Annotated in this window: 13 protein-coding genes; 3 read left to right on the plus strand and 10 right to left on the minus strand. The window is 70.6% G+C overall.

What is annotated here, in order from left to right; all coding sequences use genetic code 11:
* Positions 1–523: 523 nt before the first annotated feature.
* The 3 genes from ACIBEF_RS04250 to lysS all read right to left on the minus strand — a co-directional run bounded on the left by ACIBEF_RS04250 (position 524) and on the right by lysS (position 5,546).
* Positions 524–3,067, minus strand: a complete 2,544-nt coding sequence (locus tag ACIBEF_RS04250) for an ATP-dependent Clp protease ATP-binding subunit (protein WP_396791057.1) — start codon at positions 3,065–3,067, stop codon at positions 524–526.
* Between the two features lie 513 nt (positions 3,068–3,580).
* Positions 3,581–3,925: an Lsr2 family protein gene (locus ACIBEF_RS04255; protein WP_036392792.1), complete on the minus strand. Its 345-nt coding sequence runs from the start codon at positions 3,923–3,925 to the stop codon at positions 3,581–3,583.
* Positions 3,926–4,037: 112 nt separating this feature from the next.
* A complete protein-coding gene (gene lysS / locus ACIBEF_RS04260) occupies positions 4,038–5,546 on the minus strand; it encodes a lysine--tRNA ligase (RefSeq protein ID WP_396791059.1) in 1,509 nt (502 codons plus the stop codon).
* Positions 5,547–5,634: 88 nt separating this feature from the next.
* Between lysS and ACIBEF_RS04265 the strand changes: the two genes are divergently transcribed.
* The gene (locus tag ACIBEF_RS04265) at positions 5,635–6,375 is read left to right on the plus strand and encodes a class I SAM-dependent methyltransferase (RefSeq protein ID WP_396791061.1); all 741 of its coding nucleotides are present in this window, start codon (positions 5,635–5,637) and stop codon (positions 6,373–6,375) included.
* 35 nt (positions 6,376–6,410) lie between these two features.
* Here the strand turns inward: ACIBEF_RS04265 and ACIBEF_RS04270 are convergent, their stop codons facing one another.
* The 7 genes from ACIBEF_RS04270 to ACIBEF_RS04300 all read right to left on the minus strand — a co-directional run bounded on the left by ACIBEF_RS04270 (position 6,411) and on the right by ACIBEF_RS04300 (position 13,160).
* Positions 6,411–7,169 carry a type III pantothenate kinase gene (locus tag ACIBEF_RS04270; RefSeq protein WP_396791063.1) on the minus strand — a complete coding sequence of 253 codons (759 nt, stop codon included), beginning with the start codon at positions 7,167–7,169 and terminating at the stop codon, positions 6,411–6,413.
* A 17-nt stretch (positions 7,170–7,186) separates the two neighbouring features.
* A complete protein-coding gene (nadC, locus tag ACIBEF_RS04275) occupies positions 7,187–8,083 on the minus strand; it encodes a carboxylating nicotinate-nucleotide diphosphorylase (protein ID WP_355005944.1) in 897 nt (298 codons plus the stop codon).
* Positions 8,080–9,774, minus strand: a complete 1,695-nt coding sequence (locus ACIBEF_RS04280; protein ID WP_396791066.1) for an L-aspartate oxidase — start codon at positions 9,772–9,774, stop codon at positions 8,080–8,082. Before ACIBEF_RS04280 ends, nadC begins: the two co-directional genes overlap by 4 nt.
* Positions 9,775–9,882: 108 nt before the next feature.
* Positions 9,883–10,779: a septum formation family protein gene (locus ACIBEF_RS04285; RefSeq protein ID WP_396791068.1), complete on the minus strand. Its 897-nt coding sequence runs from the start codon at positions 10,777–10,779 to the stop codon at positions 9,883–9,885.
* A gap of 96 nt (positions 10,780–10,875) precedes the next feature.
* Positions 10,876–11,304 (minus strand): aspartate 1-decarboxylase, encoded by a 429-nt coding sequence (gene panD / locus ACIBEF_RS04290; RefSeq protein ID WP_396791070.1) that lies wholly within the window; start codon positions 11,302–11,304, stop codon positions 10,876–10,878.
* Positions 11,305–11,349: 45 nt separating this feature from the next.
* Positions 11,350–12,198 (minus strand): pantoate--beta-alanine ligase, encoded by an 849-nt coding sequence (panC, locus tag ACIBEF_RS04295; protein WP_396791072.1) that lies wholly within the window; start codon positions 12,196–12,198, stop codon positions 11,350–11,352.
* Positions 12,195–13,160, minus strand: a complete 966-nt coding sequence (locus ACIBEF_RS04300) for a Rossmann-like and DUF2520 domain-containing protein (RefSeq protein WP_396791074.1) — start codon at positions 13,158–13,160, stop codon at positions 12,195–12,197. The genes panC and ACIBEF_RS04300 overlap by 4 nt, the downstream gene beginning before the upstream one ends.
* 256 nt (positions 13,161–13,416) lie before the next feature.
* Here ACIBEF_RS04300 and ACIBEF_RS04305 point away from each other — a divergent pair, with 256 nt between their 5' ends.
* Positions 13,417–14,661, plus strand: a complete 1,245-nt coding sequence (locus tag ACIBEF_RS04305) for an SAM-dependent methyltransferase (protein WP_396791076.1) — start codon at positions 13,417–13,419, stop codon at positions 14,659–14,661.
* Entirely contained in the window at positions 14,658–15,845 is a 1,188-nt protein-coding gene (locus ACIBEF_RS04310; protein ID WP_355005951.1) for an NADH-quinone oxidoreductase subunit D, read from the plus strand. Before ACIBEF_RS04305 ends, ACIBEF_RS04310 begins: the two co-directional genes overlap by 4 nt.
* Positions 15,846–15,856: the final 11 nt, after the last annotated feature.

The raw sequence follows: 15,856 nt of genomic DNA on the forward strand, positions 1-15,856 counted from the left end.
GGCACGCAAAGGCCGCGATCCGCGCCTTTCACCTCAAGATCGTGCTCGATCCTGGATGTAGTGGTGTCGGGCGCACCGGATGCCACTACATCCAGGTTGCTGCGCGATCTTGGCAGCCGAGGCCTTCACGGGGAACGAGGCCGCCGGCAGCTCACCATCACGCCCCACAACGTCAGGGAAGGTGCTGCCTCGCGGCGTCCGGAGGCAGCACCTTCCCTGATGTTGTGAGGACCTTGCCGGGCGCGGCAGCCTGCGAGCGCCCGCATGCAGACAGCAGGGTGTGTCCGGCACCGCGGCACGGCAGCACGGCGGGCACGGCGGGCACCGCGGCACGGCAGCACGGCGGGGACGGCGGGCACGGCGGGCACCGCCGCACGGCCGCACGGCTGGCCGACAGGGCGTGAGCGACCTGGAGGCGGGCCGGGAGGGCGCGAGCGGGGACGGCGGCGGGGCGGTGTGGGGGCACGAAAAGGCGGGGCCCCGGTGGCTTGCGCCACCGGGGCCCCGCCCCTTGCTGGTTGTGTTACTCGTCCACGCCTGCGGCGGCGGTGCCAGCGGCAGTGCCACCGAGGTCGGCCGGGACGGCGTCCGGAACTTCGATCGGCTTTTCCGAGCCCCGGAAGACGAGCTTGGACTTGTCGATGTCGTCCGGGTCGCCCTCGCAGTCCACCACGACGATCTGACCCGGGGTCAGCTCGTTGAACAGGATCCGCTCGGAGAGGTTGTCCTCGATGTCGCGCTGGATCGTGCGACGAAGCGGACGGGCACCGAGCACCGGGTCGAAGCCCTTCGCGGCCAGGTACTTCTTGGCGTTGTCGGTCAGCTCCAGACCCATGTCCTTGTTCCGCAGCTGGCCCTCGATCCGCTGGATCATGATGTCCACGATCGAGAGGATCTCGGTCTGACGCAGCTGGTGGAAGACGATGGTGTCGTCGATCCGGTTGAGGAACTCAGGCCGGAAGTGCTGCTTGAGCTCGTCGTTGACCTTCTGCTTCATCCGGTCGTAGGTGGACTCGGAGTCCTCCGACTGCTGGAAGCCCAGCGACACCGCCTTGGCGACGTCACGGGTGCCCAGGTTGGTGGTCAGGATGATGACCGTGTTCTTGAAGTCCACGATCCGACCCTGACCGTCGGTGAGCCGACCGTCTTCGAGGATCTGCAGGAGCGTGTTGAACACGTCCGGGTGGGCCTTCTCGATCTCGTCGAAGAGGACCACCGAGAACGGCCGACGCCGCACCTTCTCGGTCAGCTGCCCGCCCTCGTCGTAGCCGACGTAGCCGGGAGGGGCACCCACGAGCCGGGAGACCGTGTAACGGTCGTGGAACTCGGACATGTCCAGCTGGATGAGGGCGTCCTCGCTGCCGAAGAGGAACTCGGCGAGCGCCTTGGACAGCTCGGTCTTACCGACACCGGACGGGCCGGCGAAGATGAACGAGCCCGACGGGCGCTTCGGGTCCTTCAGGCCGGCCCGGGTACGCCGGATCGCCTTCGAGACCGCCTTGACCGCGTCCTCCTGGCCGATGACGCGCTTGTGCAGCTCGTCCTCCATGCGCAGCAGGCGCGAGGTCTCCTCCTCGGTCAGCTTGTAGACCGGGATGCCGGTCCAGTTGCCGAGAACCTCGGCGATCTGCTCGTCGTCGACCTCGCTGACGACGTCCAGGTCACCGGCCTTCCACTCCTTCTCCCGCTGAGCCTTCTGGCCGAGGAGCTGCTTCTCCTTGTCGCGCAGCTGGGCGGCGCGCTCGAAGTCCTGCGCGTCGATCGCGGACTCCTTGTCGCGACGCACCTGGGCGATGCGCTCGTCGAAGTCACGCAGGTCTGGCGGCGCGGTCATCCGACGGATCCGCATCCGGGCACCGGCCTCGTCGATCAGGTCGATCGCCTTGTCCGGGAGGAAGCGGTCGGAGATGTACCGGTCGGCCAGAGTCGCGGCAGCCACGAGGGCGGCGTCCGTGATCGAGACGCGGTGGTGAGCCTCGTAGCGGTCCCGCAGGCCCTTGAGGATCTCGATGGTGTGGGCCAGCGACGGCTCACCCACCTGGATCGGCTGGAAGCGGCGCTCGAGAGCGGCGTCCTTCTCCAGGTGCTTGCGGTACTCGTCGAGCGTGGTGGCACCGATGGTCTGCAGCTCACCACGGGCCAGCATCGGCTTGAGGATGCTCGCGGCGTCGATCGCGCCCTCGGCGGCACCCGCACCCACCAGGGTGTGGATCTCGTCGATGAACAGGATGATGTCGCCGCGGGTGCGGATCTCCTTGAGCACCTTCTTGAGGCGCTCCTCGAAGTCACCGCGGTAGCGGGAACCGGCGACGAGCGCGCCCAGGTCGAGCGTGTAGAGCTGCTTGTCCTTGAGGGTCTCGGGCACCTCGCCCTTGATGATCTTCTGGGACAGGCCCTCCACCACGGCGGTCTTACCGACGCCGGGCTCACCGATCAGGACCGGGTTGTTCTTGGTACGGCGGGAGAGCACCTGCATGACCCGCTCGATTTCCTTCTCGCGCCCGATGACCGGGTCGAGCTTGCCCTCGCGGGCGGCCTGGGTCAGGTTGCGGCCGAACTGGTCCAGCACCAGGCTGGTCGACGGCGCGGCCTCACCCGGCGCGGCGCCCGCCGCGGCAGGCTCCTTGCCCTGGTAGCCGGAGAGCAGCTGGATCACCTGCTGGCGGACCCGGTTGAGGTCGGCGCCGAGCTTGACCAGCACCTGGGCGGCGACGCCCTCGCCCTCACGGATCAGCCCGAGCAGGATGTGCTCGGTGCCGATGTAGTTGTGGCCGAGCTGCAGCGCCTCGCGCAGCGACAGCTCCAGCACCTTCTTGGCCCGCGGCGTGAACGGGATGTGCCCGCTCGGCGCCTGCTGGCCCTGGCCGATGATCTCCTCGACCTGCTGGCGGACGCCCTCCAGGGAGATGCCGAGGCTCTCCAGGGCCTTTGCCGCGACGCCTTCACCTTCGTGGATCAGGCCCAGCAGGATGTGTTCCGTACCGATGTAGTTGTGGTTGAGCATCCGGGCCTCTTCTTGGGCCAGGACGACAACCCGTCGCGCTCGGTCGGTGAACCGCTCGAACATGCCCTCGTGCTCCTCACGTGCCGTGCGCCTTGATGGTCAAGATCTTGGCGGGGCCGGTGCACGAACGTCCAGGACGGGCGTCCGTGCCTCCTTACTCTATCGTCGCTGACCGACTCCGCTGAGGTCGTGTGTCTCTGCTCTGGGTCGGTTCCACGTCGTTTTGAACAACCGTCCGCGCTCAGGAGGTGTTCCGGTAGCCCTGTCGCTACGCGCAGAGCGAAATCCGACTGACTCGACGGAAGCCCGATCCGGGGTCCCGAAGCGCTCCGGGAGGCCCCGGAGGGCGGACCGGCGGTCGAGACGAGCGCCGCGCCGGCCCTTGGGGAAGGTTGTCCACAGGCTGTGGACAGCTGTTCCACTGGTTGTGGACAACGCAGGTGGGCTCGGAATGCTTCCCGGCCCCGAACGGGCACGACGACGCCGTCCGGATACGGCGACGCCGGCCCGGAGGACTCCTCCGGCCCGGCGTCGGTGTCGCCTGAGGTGGCGGCTCGCCACCAAGCTGCTGACTGATCAGCGCTTCGCGTGGAACTCGTCCACGATCTCCTGCGGGATACGACCCCGGTCCGAGATGTCCTTGCCGGCCTTCTTGGCCCACTCCCGGATCGCCTTGTTCTGTTCCCGATCGGCGGTCGCGCCACCCCGACCGCGGGCAGCCCGCCCACCGATCACGACACCGCCGCGGCCGACCTTGGTGCCGGCACCCACGTACGACGCAAATGCATCGCGCAATTTCGCGGCGTTGGCGCTCGACAGGTCGATCTCGTACTGAACGCCGTCGAGGGCGAACTTGACGGTCTCGTCCGCGTCCCCGCCGTCCAGGTCATCGACCAGCTTGTGAATGATCTGCTTGGCCACGTCCCACATTCCTTTCGAGCAGGGTGCTCCTGCTAACGAGAGCACAATAACCCCCGCGCTGCTCGTCGCGTCAATAGGCTCCGGTTACGGCTCGGCGTACGAGCGGACGGGACTACTCCGGGCGGACCAACGGGAAGAGGATCGTTTCCCGAATTCCGAGGCCGGTCAGGGCCATCAAGAGGCGGTCGATTCCCATTCCCATACCGCCGGCCGGCGGCATTCCATACTCCATCGCCCGAAGAAAGTCCTCGTCGAGACGCATCGCCTCGTCGTCGCCGCGAGCCGCGAGCTGCGCCTGGGCCACCAGCCGCTCCCGCTGCACGATCGGGTCGACCAACTCGGAATACCCGGTGCCCAGCTCGAAACCGAGCACGAAGAGGTCCCACTTCTCGGCCAGACCCGGCTCGCTGCGGTGGCCCCGGGTGAGCGGGCTGGTCTCCTCCGGGTAGTCCCGCACGAAGGTGGGTGCCTCAAGGCTGGGAACGACCAGTTCCTCGAACAGTTCCTCGGCCAGCTTGCCCGGCCCCCACTTCGGGTCGACCGCCAATCCCACCTTGTCCGCGTACTCCACCAGACGGGTCCGGTCGGTGCGGACCGTGACCTCCTCGCCGAGTGCTTCGGAAAGCACGCCGAAGAGTGTCACCGACCGCCACTCGCCACCCAGGTCGAACTCCCGCCCGTCGGCGTGGGTCACCACCGTCGAACCGCTCACCGCGATGGCGGCCTGTTGCACGAGATTACGGGTCAGCTCGCCGATCGTGTTGTAGTCGCCGTACGCCTGGTACGTCTCCAGCATCGCGAACTCCGGCGAGTGCGAAGAGTCGACACCCTCATTACGGAAGTTGCGGTTGATCTCGAAGACGCGGTCGACGCCGCCGACCACAGCGCGCTTGAGAAACAGTTCGGGAGCGATTCGCAGATACAGATCGGTGTTCAACGCATTGCTGTGGGTCACGAACGGTCGGGCCGTCGCGCCGCCATGCAGCAGTTGCAACATCGGCGTTTCCACCTCGATGAAGCCCTGCCCGTGCAGTGAATCGCGCAGACTGCGCACCGCGGCTGCCCGGGTGCGCACCATCTCCCGTGCCTGCGGCCGGACAATCAGGTCGACATAACGCTGCCGGACGCGTGCCTCCTCGGAGAGGGGCTTGTGGGCCACCGGCAACGGTCGCAGCGCCTTGGCGGTCATTTCCCATTGCTGGGCCAACACCGACAGCTCACCCCGACGGCTGGTGATCACCTCGCCGGTGACGCCGACGTGGTCGCCGAGGTCGACGAGGCGCTTCCACGCCTCCAGCCGCTCCGGCCCGACCCGGTCCAGTGAGAGCATCGCCTGCAACTCGGTGCCGTCGCCGTCCCGGAGGGTGGCGAAGCAGAGCTTGCCCGTGTTGCGTACGAAGATCACCCGGCCGGTGACAGCGACCTGGTCGCCGGTCGCGGTGTCGGTGGGCAGGTCGGCGTAGGCCGCCCGGACCTGCGCCAGGGTCGTCGTGCGGGGGAAGCCGACCGGGTAGGGCTCGACGCCCTCGGCGAGCATCCGGTCCCGCTTCTCCCGGCGGACCTTCATCTGCTCGGGAAGGTCGTCGGCGGGGTCCACTGGCACGGGGTTCTGCTCGGTCACGGCACGCTTCCTCGTCACGGAGATACAGGGGGTCAGGGCCGAGCGTACTCAAGCGCGCCTGAGGCCGTTACGGGATAACCTGCCCGTCATGGTCGATCACACTCACGCCCTGTCGTTCGGTGTCGCCGCGAGTGATTACGACCGGTTTCGGCCACGCTATCCCGAGGCCGCGGTCCGCTGGGCGCTCGACGGGCTGAGCGAAGCCCGGGTGGTCGATCTCGCGGCGGGCACCGGCATCCTGACCCGCGCTGTGCTGGCCCTGGGTCACGAGGTCGTACCGGTCGAGCCCGATCCGGGGATGCGGGCGCAGTTCGCGGCCAGCACCCCGGGCACGACGGCGCTGGCGGGCAGCGCCGAGGCCATGCCGCTGCCCGACGCGACGGTGGACGCGGTGCTGGTGGGGACGGCGTACCACTGGTTCGACCGGGGGCCCGCGCACGCCGAGATCGCCCGGGTGCTCCGCCCCGGCGGCACCTTCGCCCCCATCTGGAACATTCGGGACGGCAGCGTCGACTGGGTGGCCGAGCTGGGTCGCATCGCGCACTTCGGGGACAAGTCGACCAGTCAGGTCTTCGGAGAGCGCCCCGACTTCGGCACCGCGTTCGGCGCCGTCGAGAAGCGCGAGTTCACGCACCGCACCACGCTCACGCCGGACGAGCTGCTCGGCATGGTCCGCACCCGCTCGTACTGGCTCACCGCCTCCACCGACGATCAACGGCGGGTCGAGCGGGAACTGAGCGACCTCCTGGACACGCATCCCGCCCTGGCGGGGCGGGACACCATCGAACTGCCGTACCGGACGCTGGTGCTGCGCGCCCGGCGGCCCTGACCCCCGCACGGAGGCCGGCCCGGCGGCGGCCGGGGTCAGGTGTTGCGGTCGTAGACCATCCGCAGACCGATCAGCGTGATCATCGGCTCGTGGTGGGTGATGCTGCGACACTCGTTGATCACCAGAGAGGCGAGGCCGCCGGTGGCGATCACCGCCCGCACCTCGCCCAGCTCCTCGGTCATCCGCTCGACGATCCGGTCCACCTGCCCGGCGAAGCCGAAGTACAGGCCGGCCTGGAGGCACTCCACGGTGTTCTTGCCGATCACCGAGCGAGGCTTGGTGGCCTCGACCTTGCGTAGTTGCGCGGCCCGGGCGGCCAGCGCGTCGAAGGAGATCTCGATGCCCGGGGCGAACGCGCCGCCGAGGAACTCACCACGCTCGCTGATCACGTCGAAGTTGGTGGTCGTGCCGAAGTCCACAACGATCGACGGACCGCCGTAGAGGGTGTACGCCGCCAGGGTGTTCACCACCCGGTCGGAGCCCACCTCCTTGGGGTTGTCGATCGCCAACTGCACGCCGGTCCGCACGCCCGGCTCGACGACGACACTCGGCACCTCCGCGTAGTAGCGGCCGAGCATGGTGCGCAACGACCGCAGCGCGGCCGGCACCGTGGAGCAGGCGGCCACACCGGTGATCTCGACGTTGTCCCCGGCGAGCAGACCCCGGAACATCAGGCCCAGCTCGTCCGCCGTCGAGCGGGCATCGGTCTTGATCCGCCAGGAGTGCACCAGCTTGTCGCCGTCGAAGGTCGCCAGCACGGTGTTGGTGTTTCCGATGTCGATGCAGAGCAGCACGCACGCAGCCTAGACAACTACTCGCTGCGCAGGTCCAGCGCGATGTCCAGGATCGGCGACGAGTGCGTCAGCGCGCCCACCGAGAGGAAGTCCACGCCGGTGGCCGCGTACCGGCCGGCCACCTCCAGGGTCAGCCCGCCGGTCGCCTCCAACTCCGCCCGGTCACCCACCGCGGCCACCGCCCCGGCCAGCACCTCCGGCGTCATGTTGTCGCAGAGCAGGAAGTCCGCCCCGGCCTCCACCGCCTCCACCGCCTCGTCGACGGTGGTCACCTCGACCTGCACCGGCACCTCCGGGAAAGCCTCCCGGACCCGCCGGAAGGCAGCGGTGATGCCCCCGGCCGCCAGCTTGTGGTTGTCCTTGATCATGGCGACGTCGTAGAGGCCCATCCGCTTGTTGGTGCCGCCGCCGGCCCGCACCGCGTACTTCTCCAGCGCCCGCAGGCCCGGCGTCGTCTTTCGGGTGTCCAGCACCATCGCCTTCGAACCGGCCAGCGCGTCCGCCCAGGCGCGGGTGTGGGTGGCCACCCCGGACATCCGGCAGAGCAGGTTGAGCGCCGTCCGCTCGGCCGTCAGCAGCAGCCGGGTCGGACCCGTCACCGTCGCCAGCACGTCGCCGCGGGCCACCCGCTCGCCGTCGCGGGCCAGCACCGACACCTCGACGGTACGACCGAAGCCCGTCACCTCGCCCACCAGCTCGAACACGGCAGCGGCCACCGCCATACCGGCCAACACCCCGTCCGCGCGGGCCACCAGGTCGGCGGTGTCGGTCTGATCCGCCGGAATGGTCGCCACGCTTGTGACGTCCAGGAAATCCGGGCCCAGATCCTCCACCAGCGCGCCCTCGATCACCTGACGTACGTGCGCCGGATCCAACCCCGCCGCCCGCAACGCCGTCTCCGTCGACTCGATCACGAGTTTCCCTCCCACTGTTGCGTCACCCGGCCCTGCGCCCCGACCGCGCCGACCAGATGGCCCAGCCACCGTTCGTCGGCCGTCGGGAAGTCCTCCCGCCAGTGGCAGCCCCGGGTCTCACCACGGGCGTACGCGGCGGCAACCAGCGTCGACGCCACGGTGAGCAGGTTCGTCGCCTCCCAGTCGGCGGTACGCGGCCGGCCCCGGGCCACGCCCAGGTCGGTCAACGTGCCGGCCGTCCCGGCCAACGTCGCCGCGGATCGGAGCACCCCCGCCCCCCGGGTCATCGCCCGTTGCAGGGTCGGCGTCACCTCCGCGGGCAGCACCCAACCCGTTCCGCCACGCCACGCGCCGGTCTCCGCCGGCTGGGCCTGCTCGGGCAGGCCGGCCGCGATGTCCTCGGCGATCCGCCGGGAGAAGACCAGACCCTCCAGCAGCGAGTTGCTGGCCAGCCGGTTCGCGCCGTGCACACCCGTGCAGGCCACCTCGCCGCAGGCGTAGAGGCCCGGGATGGAGGTACGGCCGCGCAGGTCGGTCCGGACCCCGCCGGAGGCGTAGTGGGCGGCCGGCGCCACCGGGATCAGATCGGTCGCCGGGTCGACGCCGATCGCCAGGCAGGACGCCACGATGGTGGGGAACCGACCGGCCAGGAAGTCGCCGCCCAGGTGCCGTGCGTCGAGGAAGACGTGGTCCGCGCCGGTGGCCAGCAGCACCCGGTGGATGCCCTTGGCCACCACGTCCCGGGGTGCCAGCTCAGCCAACTCGTGCTGGCCCACCATGAACCTCTTGCCGTCCCCGTCCACCAGGTACGCGCCCTCGCCACGCAACGCCTCCGATACCAGCGGCTGCTGCGCGTGCCCCGCCCCGGGCACCCCCGCGCCGGACGGGGTGATCAGGGCAGTCGGGTGGAACTGGACGAACTCCACGTCGGTCACGGCCGCGCCGGCCCGCAGCGCCAGCGCCACCCCGTCCCCCGTGGAGACCGCCGGGTTGGTGGTGGCCGAGAAGATCTGCCCCATGCCACCGGTGGCGAGCACGACGGCACGGGCCAGCAGCGCGCCGACGCCGTCCTCGCTGCCCTCACCCAGCACGTGCAGGGTGATCCCGCAGGCCGGGCCGAGCCCGTCCGGACCGTCGCCCGGCGCGCGCAGGAGATCCAGCACGAGGGCGTGCTCGACCAGCCGGATCCACGGGTCGCGCTGCACCGCGGCATGCAGGGCCCGCTGCACCTCCGCGCCGGTGGCGTCGCCGCCGGCGTGCACGATCCGGTCCGCCCGGTGCCCGCCCTCGCGGGTCAGCATCAGCGAGCCGTCCGGGTGCCGATCGAACTCGGCGCCGATCCGGATCAACTCACGGAGTCGGGTCGGGCCCTCCTCGACCAGCACCCGGACCGCCGCCGGGTCGCACAGCCCGACCCCGGCTACCTCGGTGTCCCGGGCATGCGCCGCCGGGGTGTCGGCCGGGTCGAGCACGGCGGCGATGCCACCCTGCGCCCACCGGGTCGAGCCGTCGTCAATGTTGACCTTGGTGACCACCGTGACGTGCAGACCGGCCTCCCGCAGGTGCAGCGCAGCGGTCAACCCGGCCACGCCGGAACCCACCACGATCACGTCGGTGGTCTCCACCCAGCCGGGCGCGGGCGCGGCCAGCAGCGCGGGCAGGGCAGGCAGGTCGACGGTCGGAAGGTCCATCCCCCCAGTCAACCCGAACCATCCTCGCCCTGGGCGGCGGGGGCGGGACGAGTGTTTTGGGCGACCCCGTCCGTCCCGCGCCTCGCCGCGCCGACCGTCAGGCCGCGGTCACTTCGTCCGGACCGGCAGACCAGCCGGGCCCGCGCCCTTCAGCGAGGCGGTCACCGTACGGTCGCTGAGCCACAGATAGCAGCGGACGCCCCGATCACCGACCTTCCACCGCCCCGCCCCCGGCGGACGGACCACCACACCGCTGCGGAAGCGCAACGTGGCGTCGTCGGGCACGCCCGCGTACCGGGCCAGGACGCTACGACAACCCGTGTAGAGCGGCAGCCAGTCGGCGTCCCGGGTCGGGTACGCCAGGTCCGGTGCGCGCCACACCCCGACGAACTCGGCGTCGTGCTTTTTAGCGCACTCCACCGGGGTCAGCGTCTGCACACCCCGGCCGGCTCCACCGCGGGTCTGCTGGCAACCGAGGCGCAGCCCGGTGGGCCCCTTCAACGCGTCCCGCAGACTGCCCGACCGGACCACCACGGTCGCCGCCGCCTCGACGGTGGTCAGCTCGGTGAGGTCGCAGCGGAACCACCGGGAACCCGCCGCCCAGCCCGGCCCGTTGGGCAGCGCCACCGACAGCCGCAGCCGGCCGGACCGCCATTCGTCACCCACGTAGCGGGTCGCCCGGCTGTCGCACTCGGCGAACGCACCCCGCAGCTCGGCCGAACCACCCGCCGGAGCGGCCGCCCGCTCGGCCGGGAAAGCCCCGACGTGCACCGTCTCCAAACGGTGCGGCCCGGCGCAGTCCACCGGCTCATAACTGGCCAGGCTGACCACATCGGTGAAGTCGGCGGCATGACACACACCGGCGGCCGGGGTGAACGCCGACGGCGCCGGCAACGCCGCCCAGTCGTCGGTCAGATCACCGTCCAGGCCGCCGGACCCGGCGCAGCCCACCAGCAGCACTGCCGTCACGGCAGCGGCGAACAGGGTCGTCATGGCACGGCTCATCGCGGCCTCCCCCAGCCACCGACCGGCTTCCGCCAGCGTGCCCAGGGTAACCGGGATTGACCTTCCGGTAACAGACCGGAATCACGGTACGGGGGATCAGACTCCGGACACGGCCAACGGGCTGGGCACCGGGCCACCGGCCGTTCCAGGCGCCGCCGCAGCCGGGTCGGTACCCAACTCGATCACCCGGTTGTCGGCGTCGACGTGCACGACCCGTGGCCGGTACGTCCGGGCCTCGGCGTCGTCCATCTGCCCATACGAGATCAGGATGACCAGGTCACCGGGGTGCACCAGGTGCGCGGCGGCGCCGTTGATGCCGACCACGCCGCTGCCCCGCTCGCCCGGGATCACGTACGTCTCCAGCCGGGCGCCGTTGGTGATGTCCACGATCGCCACCTGCTCGCCGGGGAGCAGGTCGGCGGCGTCGAGCAGATCCTCGTCCACGGTCACCGAACCGACGTAGTGCAGGTCGGCCTGGGTCACCGTGGCTCGGTGGATCTTCGACTTGAGCATGGTCCGCAACATCTTCAGTGGCCTTTCGCGGTTATCGGTGGGGGTGGTGCGGCCGGGTCAGGGGCGCGGGGCGAGGTGGATCGCCGCGTTGTCGATCAACCGGGTGGCGCCCACCCAGGCGGCGATCACCAGCCGGGCCGGCCCAGCCACCGGCCCCGGTTCCAACTCGGGATCGGTGAGCACCAGGTAGTCGAGGCGGGCACCGGGCGTACCGGAACCGAACGCGGCATGCGCGGCGGTCAGTACCGCCCCCGCGTCCAGACCGTCGTCGGCGGCCTGCGCGCCGGCCCGCAGCGCGGCGGACAGACTCAGCGCGGCGGCCCGCTCCGGCTCACTCAGGTAACGGTTGCGGCTGGAGAGAGCCAGCCCATCCGGCTCCCGAACGGTCGGCACGCCGACCACCTCGACCGGCACGTCCAGGTCGCGGGCCATCCGCCGGACCAGGGTGAGCTGCTGGTAGTCCTTCTCGCCGAAGAACGCCAGGTCCGGTCGGGTGAGCTGAAGCAGCTTCAGCACCACAGTGAGCACCCCGTGAAAGAAGCCGGGGCGACTCGCCCCCTCCAGCTCGGCGCCGAGCTGGCCCGGATCGAGGCGTACGCGGGGCTGACCATCCGGGTACATGTCCGCCACCGACGGGGCGAAGACCAGATCGGCGCCCGCCCGCCGGCACACCTCCAGATCGGCCTCAAGGGTGCGCGGGTAGCGGTCGAAGTCCTCGTTCGGCCCGAACTGCAACGGGTTCACGAAGACCGTTACCAGCACGTGGTCGGCCTGTTCCCGGGCCGCGCGCAGCAACGTCTCGTGCCCGGAGTGCAGCGCGCCCATGGTCATCACCACCCCGACAGTGCCCTTCAGCCCGGCCCGGCCCTCGGCCAACTCGGCGCGCGTGTGCACCACCTGGGTCATGCGGCCACCTCCCGACCGCTGTCGGCCAGTACGCCGAGCAGCGACTGTGCGTCCACCGGCCGCAACCGGCCAGCGGCGATCGCCCGGTCGGCGGTACGACGGGCCAACGCCAGATACGCGGGGACGGATTCCGGTGCGGTGACCGCCAACCGGGCCAGGTGCCGCTGCACGGTGCCCGCGTCGCCACGGGAGACCGGACCGGTCAACGCGTCGTCACCGAGCCGCAGCGCATTCTCCAGGGCGGCCCGCAGCAGCGGGGCGAGCACCTTCTCCGGCCGGGCCACCCCGGCGTCCCGCAACCGGTCGGTCGCCTCGTTGACAAGGGTCACCAGGTGGTTCGCGCCGTGGGCCAGCGCGGCGTGGTAGAGCGGTCGGTCCGACTCGGCCACCCACTCGGGCACGCCACCGAGGTCGGCGACCAGTCGGGCAGCCAGCGGGCGCAGCTCCGCCGGGGCGGTCACCCCGTAGGAGATGCCGTCCAGCCGGGCCAGGTCGTCCGGCGTACCGGTGAAGGTCATCGCGGGGTGCAGAGCGAGTGGCCGGGCGCCGGCCGCGACGGCCGGCCCGAGCACGGCCAGGCCGTGCGCCCCCGAGGTGTGCGCGACGATCTGGCCCGGGTGCAGCGCGCCCCGCTCGGCGAGGTCGGTCACCACACCGGCCAGCCTGTCGTCCGGCACCGCGAGAAGCAGCAGGTCGGCGGCGGCGTGGGCCACGGCGGTGACCGGGCGACGGGGCACCTCGGGCAACAGCAGCGCGAGGCGGGCGCGGCTGGCTCCGGAGCTGCCGGAGACGGCGACCACCCGGTGCCCGGCGGCGGCGAGCGCGGCACCCAGCACGGCACCGACCCGACCGGCGCCAACGACACCGACGGTGAGCAGACGGGAGGTGGCGGGAGTGGCGGAGGCACCGAGAACGGCGGGCCCGTGCGGGGCGGCCGGACGCGGGCGCAACGGTGCGCTCATGACGACGATCCAGTCCTCGAGAAGGGGTACCGGTCGATCGCAAGTATGCGCCCGGCCCACCGAACCCGGACAAGCATGTGTGAAAACCTTCACCACCACCTCAAGTGCCCTTCACCACCGTCCCCGACCGCCCAGACCAGCGCGTTCCCCCCGCACCCATGATCAAGTGCTGAAAAGTAGGTAACCGGAGCGTTTCTGACCTACTTTTCATCACCTGATCACCGTGCGCCGCGCCCGCTGCATTCGGAGTGAACTGATGTCGATCGCCTGGCGAGACGCGATGGGCCAAGCCCTCTACGGGCCGGGCGGCTTCTTCGTCGCCGGCACCGGCCCGGCCGACCACTTCCGCACCAGCGTGCACGCCTCCCCGGCCTTCGCCACCGCGCTGCTGCGCCTGCTCACCCAGGTCGACGCAGCCCTCGGGCACCCGGCGCGGTTCGACGTGGTCGACGTGGGGGCGGGGCGGGGCGAGCTGCTACGGACTCTCGCCGGGCTCGCTCACGATCCCACCGGGCTCGCGGTGGGGGTTTCCGGGGAGCCCGCCCACTCCGGGCGGTCACGCTTGATCGCTGCGTGGTCGGGCTCCCCGGAAACCCTGACTTCCACGACCTCCGCCCGCCCGGCACCCGACGGGCCGTCGTTGGCCGCCGTCCCCCCGTCGCTCGCCGAACGCGTCCGCTTCACAGCCGTCGAGTACGCGCCCCGCCCGGAGAACCTGCCCAAGGAGATCAACTGGACGTCCGAGATCCCTACCGGGATCACGGGAGTGCTGCTCGCCACCGAGTGGCTGGACAACGTCCCCCTCGACGTGGCTGTGCATTCCGAAGATGGCTGGCGATACGTGCTGGTCGACCCGGAGAGCGGTGCCGAATCGATCGGTGATGTGGTCAGCCTCGACGATCTTGATTGGCTCACAAAGTGGTGGCTCAGCCCCACGAGCCTGCCCAGTACGGACCGTGCGCCGAATCCGGAGGTGACCTGGACGGGCGCGACAAGCGACAGCGAGTCGGGTTTCGGGGCAACCCCCCACAGTGACTACCTACGAGCCGAGATCGGCCGCAGCAGAGATGAGGCCTGGGCCGAGGCGGTGCGAAAGATCAGCCGAGGGCTGGCGGTGGCAGTCGACTACGGTCACCTGATCGGCGACCGACCTGTGGACGGGACGTTGACCGGGTACCGGGGTGGGCGGCAGGTGCCTCCGGTGCCCGACGGGTCGAGTGACGTCACAGCGCACGTGGCCATGGACTCGGTCGCCTCCGCTGGTGCGGTGGTCGCCCGGTGCGCGTACTCCCTGGTCCTGCAGCGGGAGGCGCTGCGGGCGCTCGGGGCCGACGGCGGGCGACCACCGCTCAGCCTGGCCGGCACCGACCCGGTCGGCTACGTGCGGACGCTGGCCGCCGCGTCGGCGGTGGCCGAGCTGACCGACCCGGCCGGGCTCGGCGGGCACTGGTGGTTGCGCCAGCCGGTCGGCATCCCGCTCGGGTCGGCCGTGGCACGATGACGGGCATGACCACCGACGCCGGGGACCTCCGTGAACTGACCGTCGGCACCGGGGCCGGGCTGATCCCCGGCACCGGTGATCAGCAACTCGGCACCGACATGGTGCTGAACATCGGTCCGCAGCACCCCTCCACACACGGCGTGCTGCGGTTGAAGCTGGTGCTCGACGGCGAGCGGGTGGTCGCCTGTGAACCGATCGTCGGTTACATGCACCGGGGCGCGGAGAAGCTCTTCGAGGTGCGTGACTACCGGCAGATCATCGTGCTGGCCAACCGGCACGACTGGCTCTCGGCGTTCTCCAACGAGCTGGGCGTGGTGCTCGCTGTGGAACGCCTGATGGGCATGGAGGTGCCGGAGCGGGCCACCTGGCTGCGAATGGCCCTGGCGGAGCTGAACCGGGTGCTGAACCACCTGATGTTCCTCGGCTCGTACCCGTTGGAGATCGGGGCGATCACGCCGATCTTCTACGCCTTCCGGGAACGCGAGACCATCCAGGCGGTGATGGAGGAGGTTTCCGGTGGCCGGATCCACTACATGTTCAACCGGGTGGGTGGCCTCAAGGAGGAGGTCCCGTACGGGTGGACCGGGCGGGCCCGCGCGGCGATCGGCGAGGTACGCCGCCGGTTGCCCGACCTGGACCACCTGATCCGGCGTAACGAGATCTTCCTGGCCCGCACCGTCGGCGTGGGCGTGCTGTCCGCCGCGGACGCCGCCGCGTTCGGCGCGTCCGGGCCGGTGGCCCGCGCGTCCGGGCTCGACCTGGACCTGCGCCGCGACGACCCCTACCTGGCGTACGACGAGCTGGACGTGCCGGTGGTCACCAAGACCGCCGGCGACTGCCACGCCCGCTTCGAGGTACTGCTCGACCAGGTGTACGCGTCACTGGACCTCGCCGAGCAGTGCCTCGACCGGGTGGACCGGCTGACCGGGCCGATCAACACCCGGCTGCCGAAGGTGCTCAAGGCGCCGGAGGGGCACACGTACGCCTGGACGGAGAACCCGCTCGGCATCAACGGCTACTACCTGGTGTCGCGGGGTGAGAAGACACCGTGGCGGTTGAAGTTGCGCACCGCCTCGTACGCGAACGTGCAGGCGTTGGCCACCCTGCTTCCCGGCTGCCTGGTCCCCGACCTGATCGCGATCCTCGGCTCGATGTTCTTCGTGGTCGGCGACATCGACAAGTGACGCGAGCCGCC

Source organism: Micromonospora sp. NPDC050795, assembly GCF_044456785.1.
Lineage (GTDB): Bacteria > Actinomycetota > Actinomycetes > Mycobacteriales > Micromonosporaceae > Micromonospora.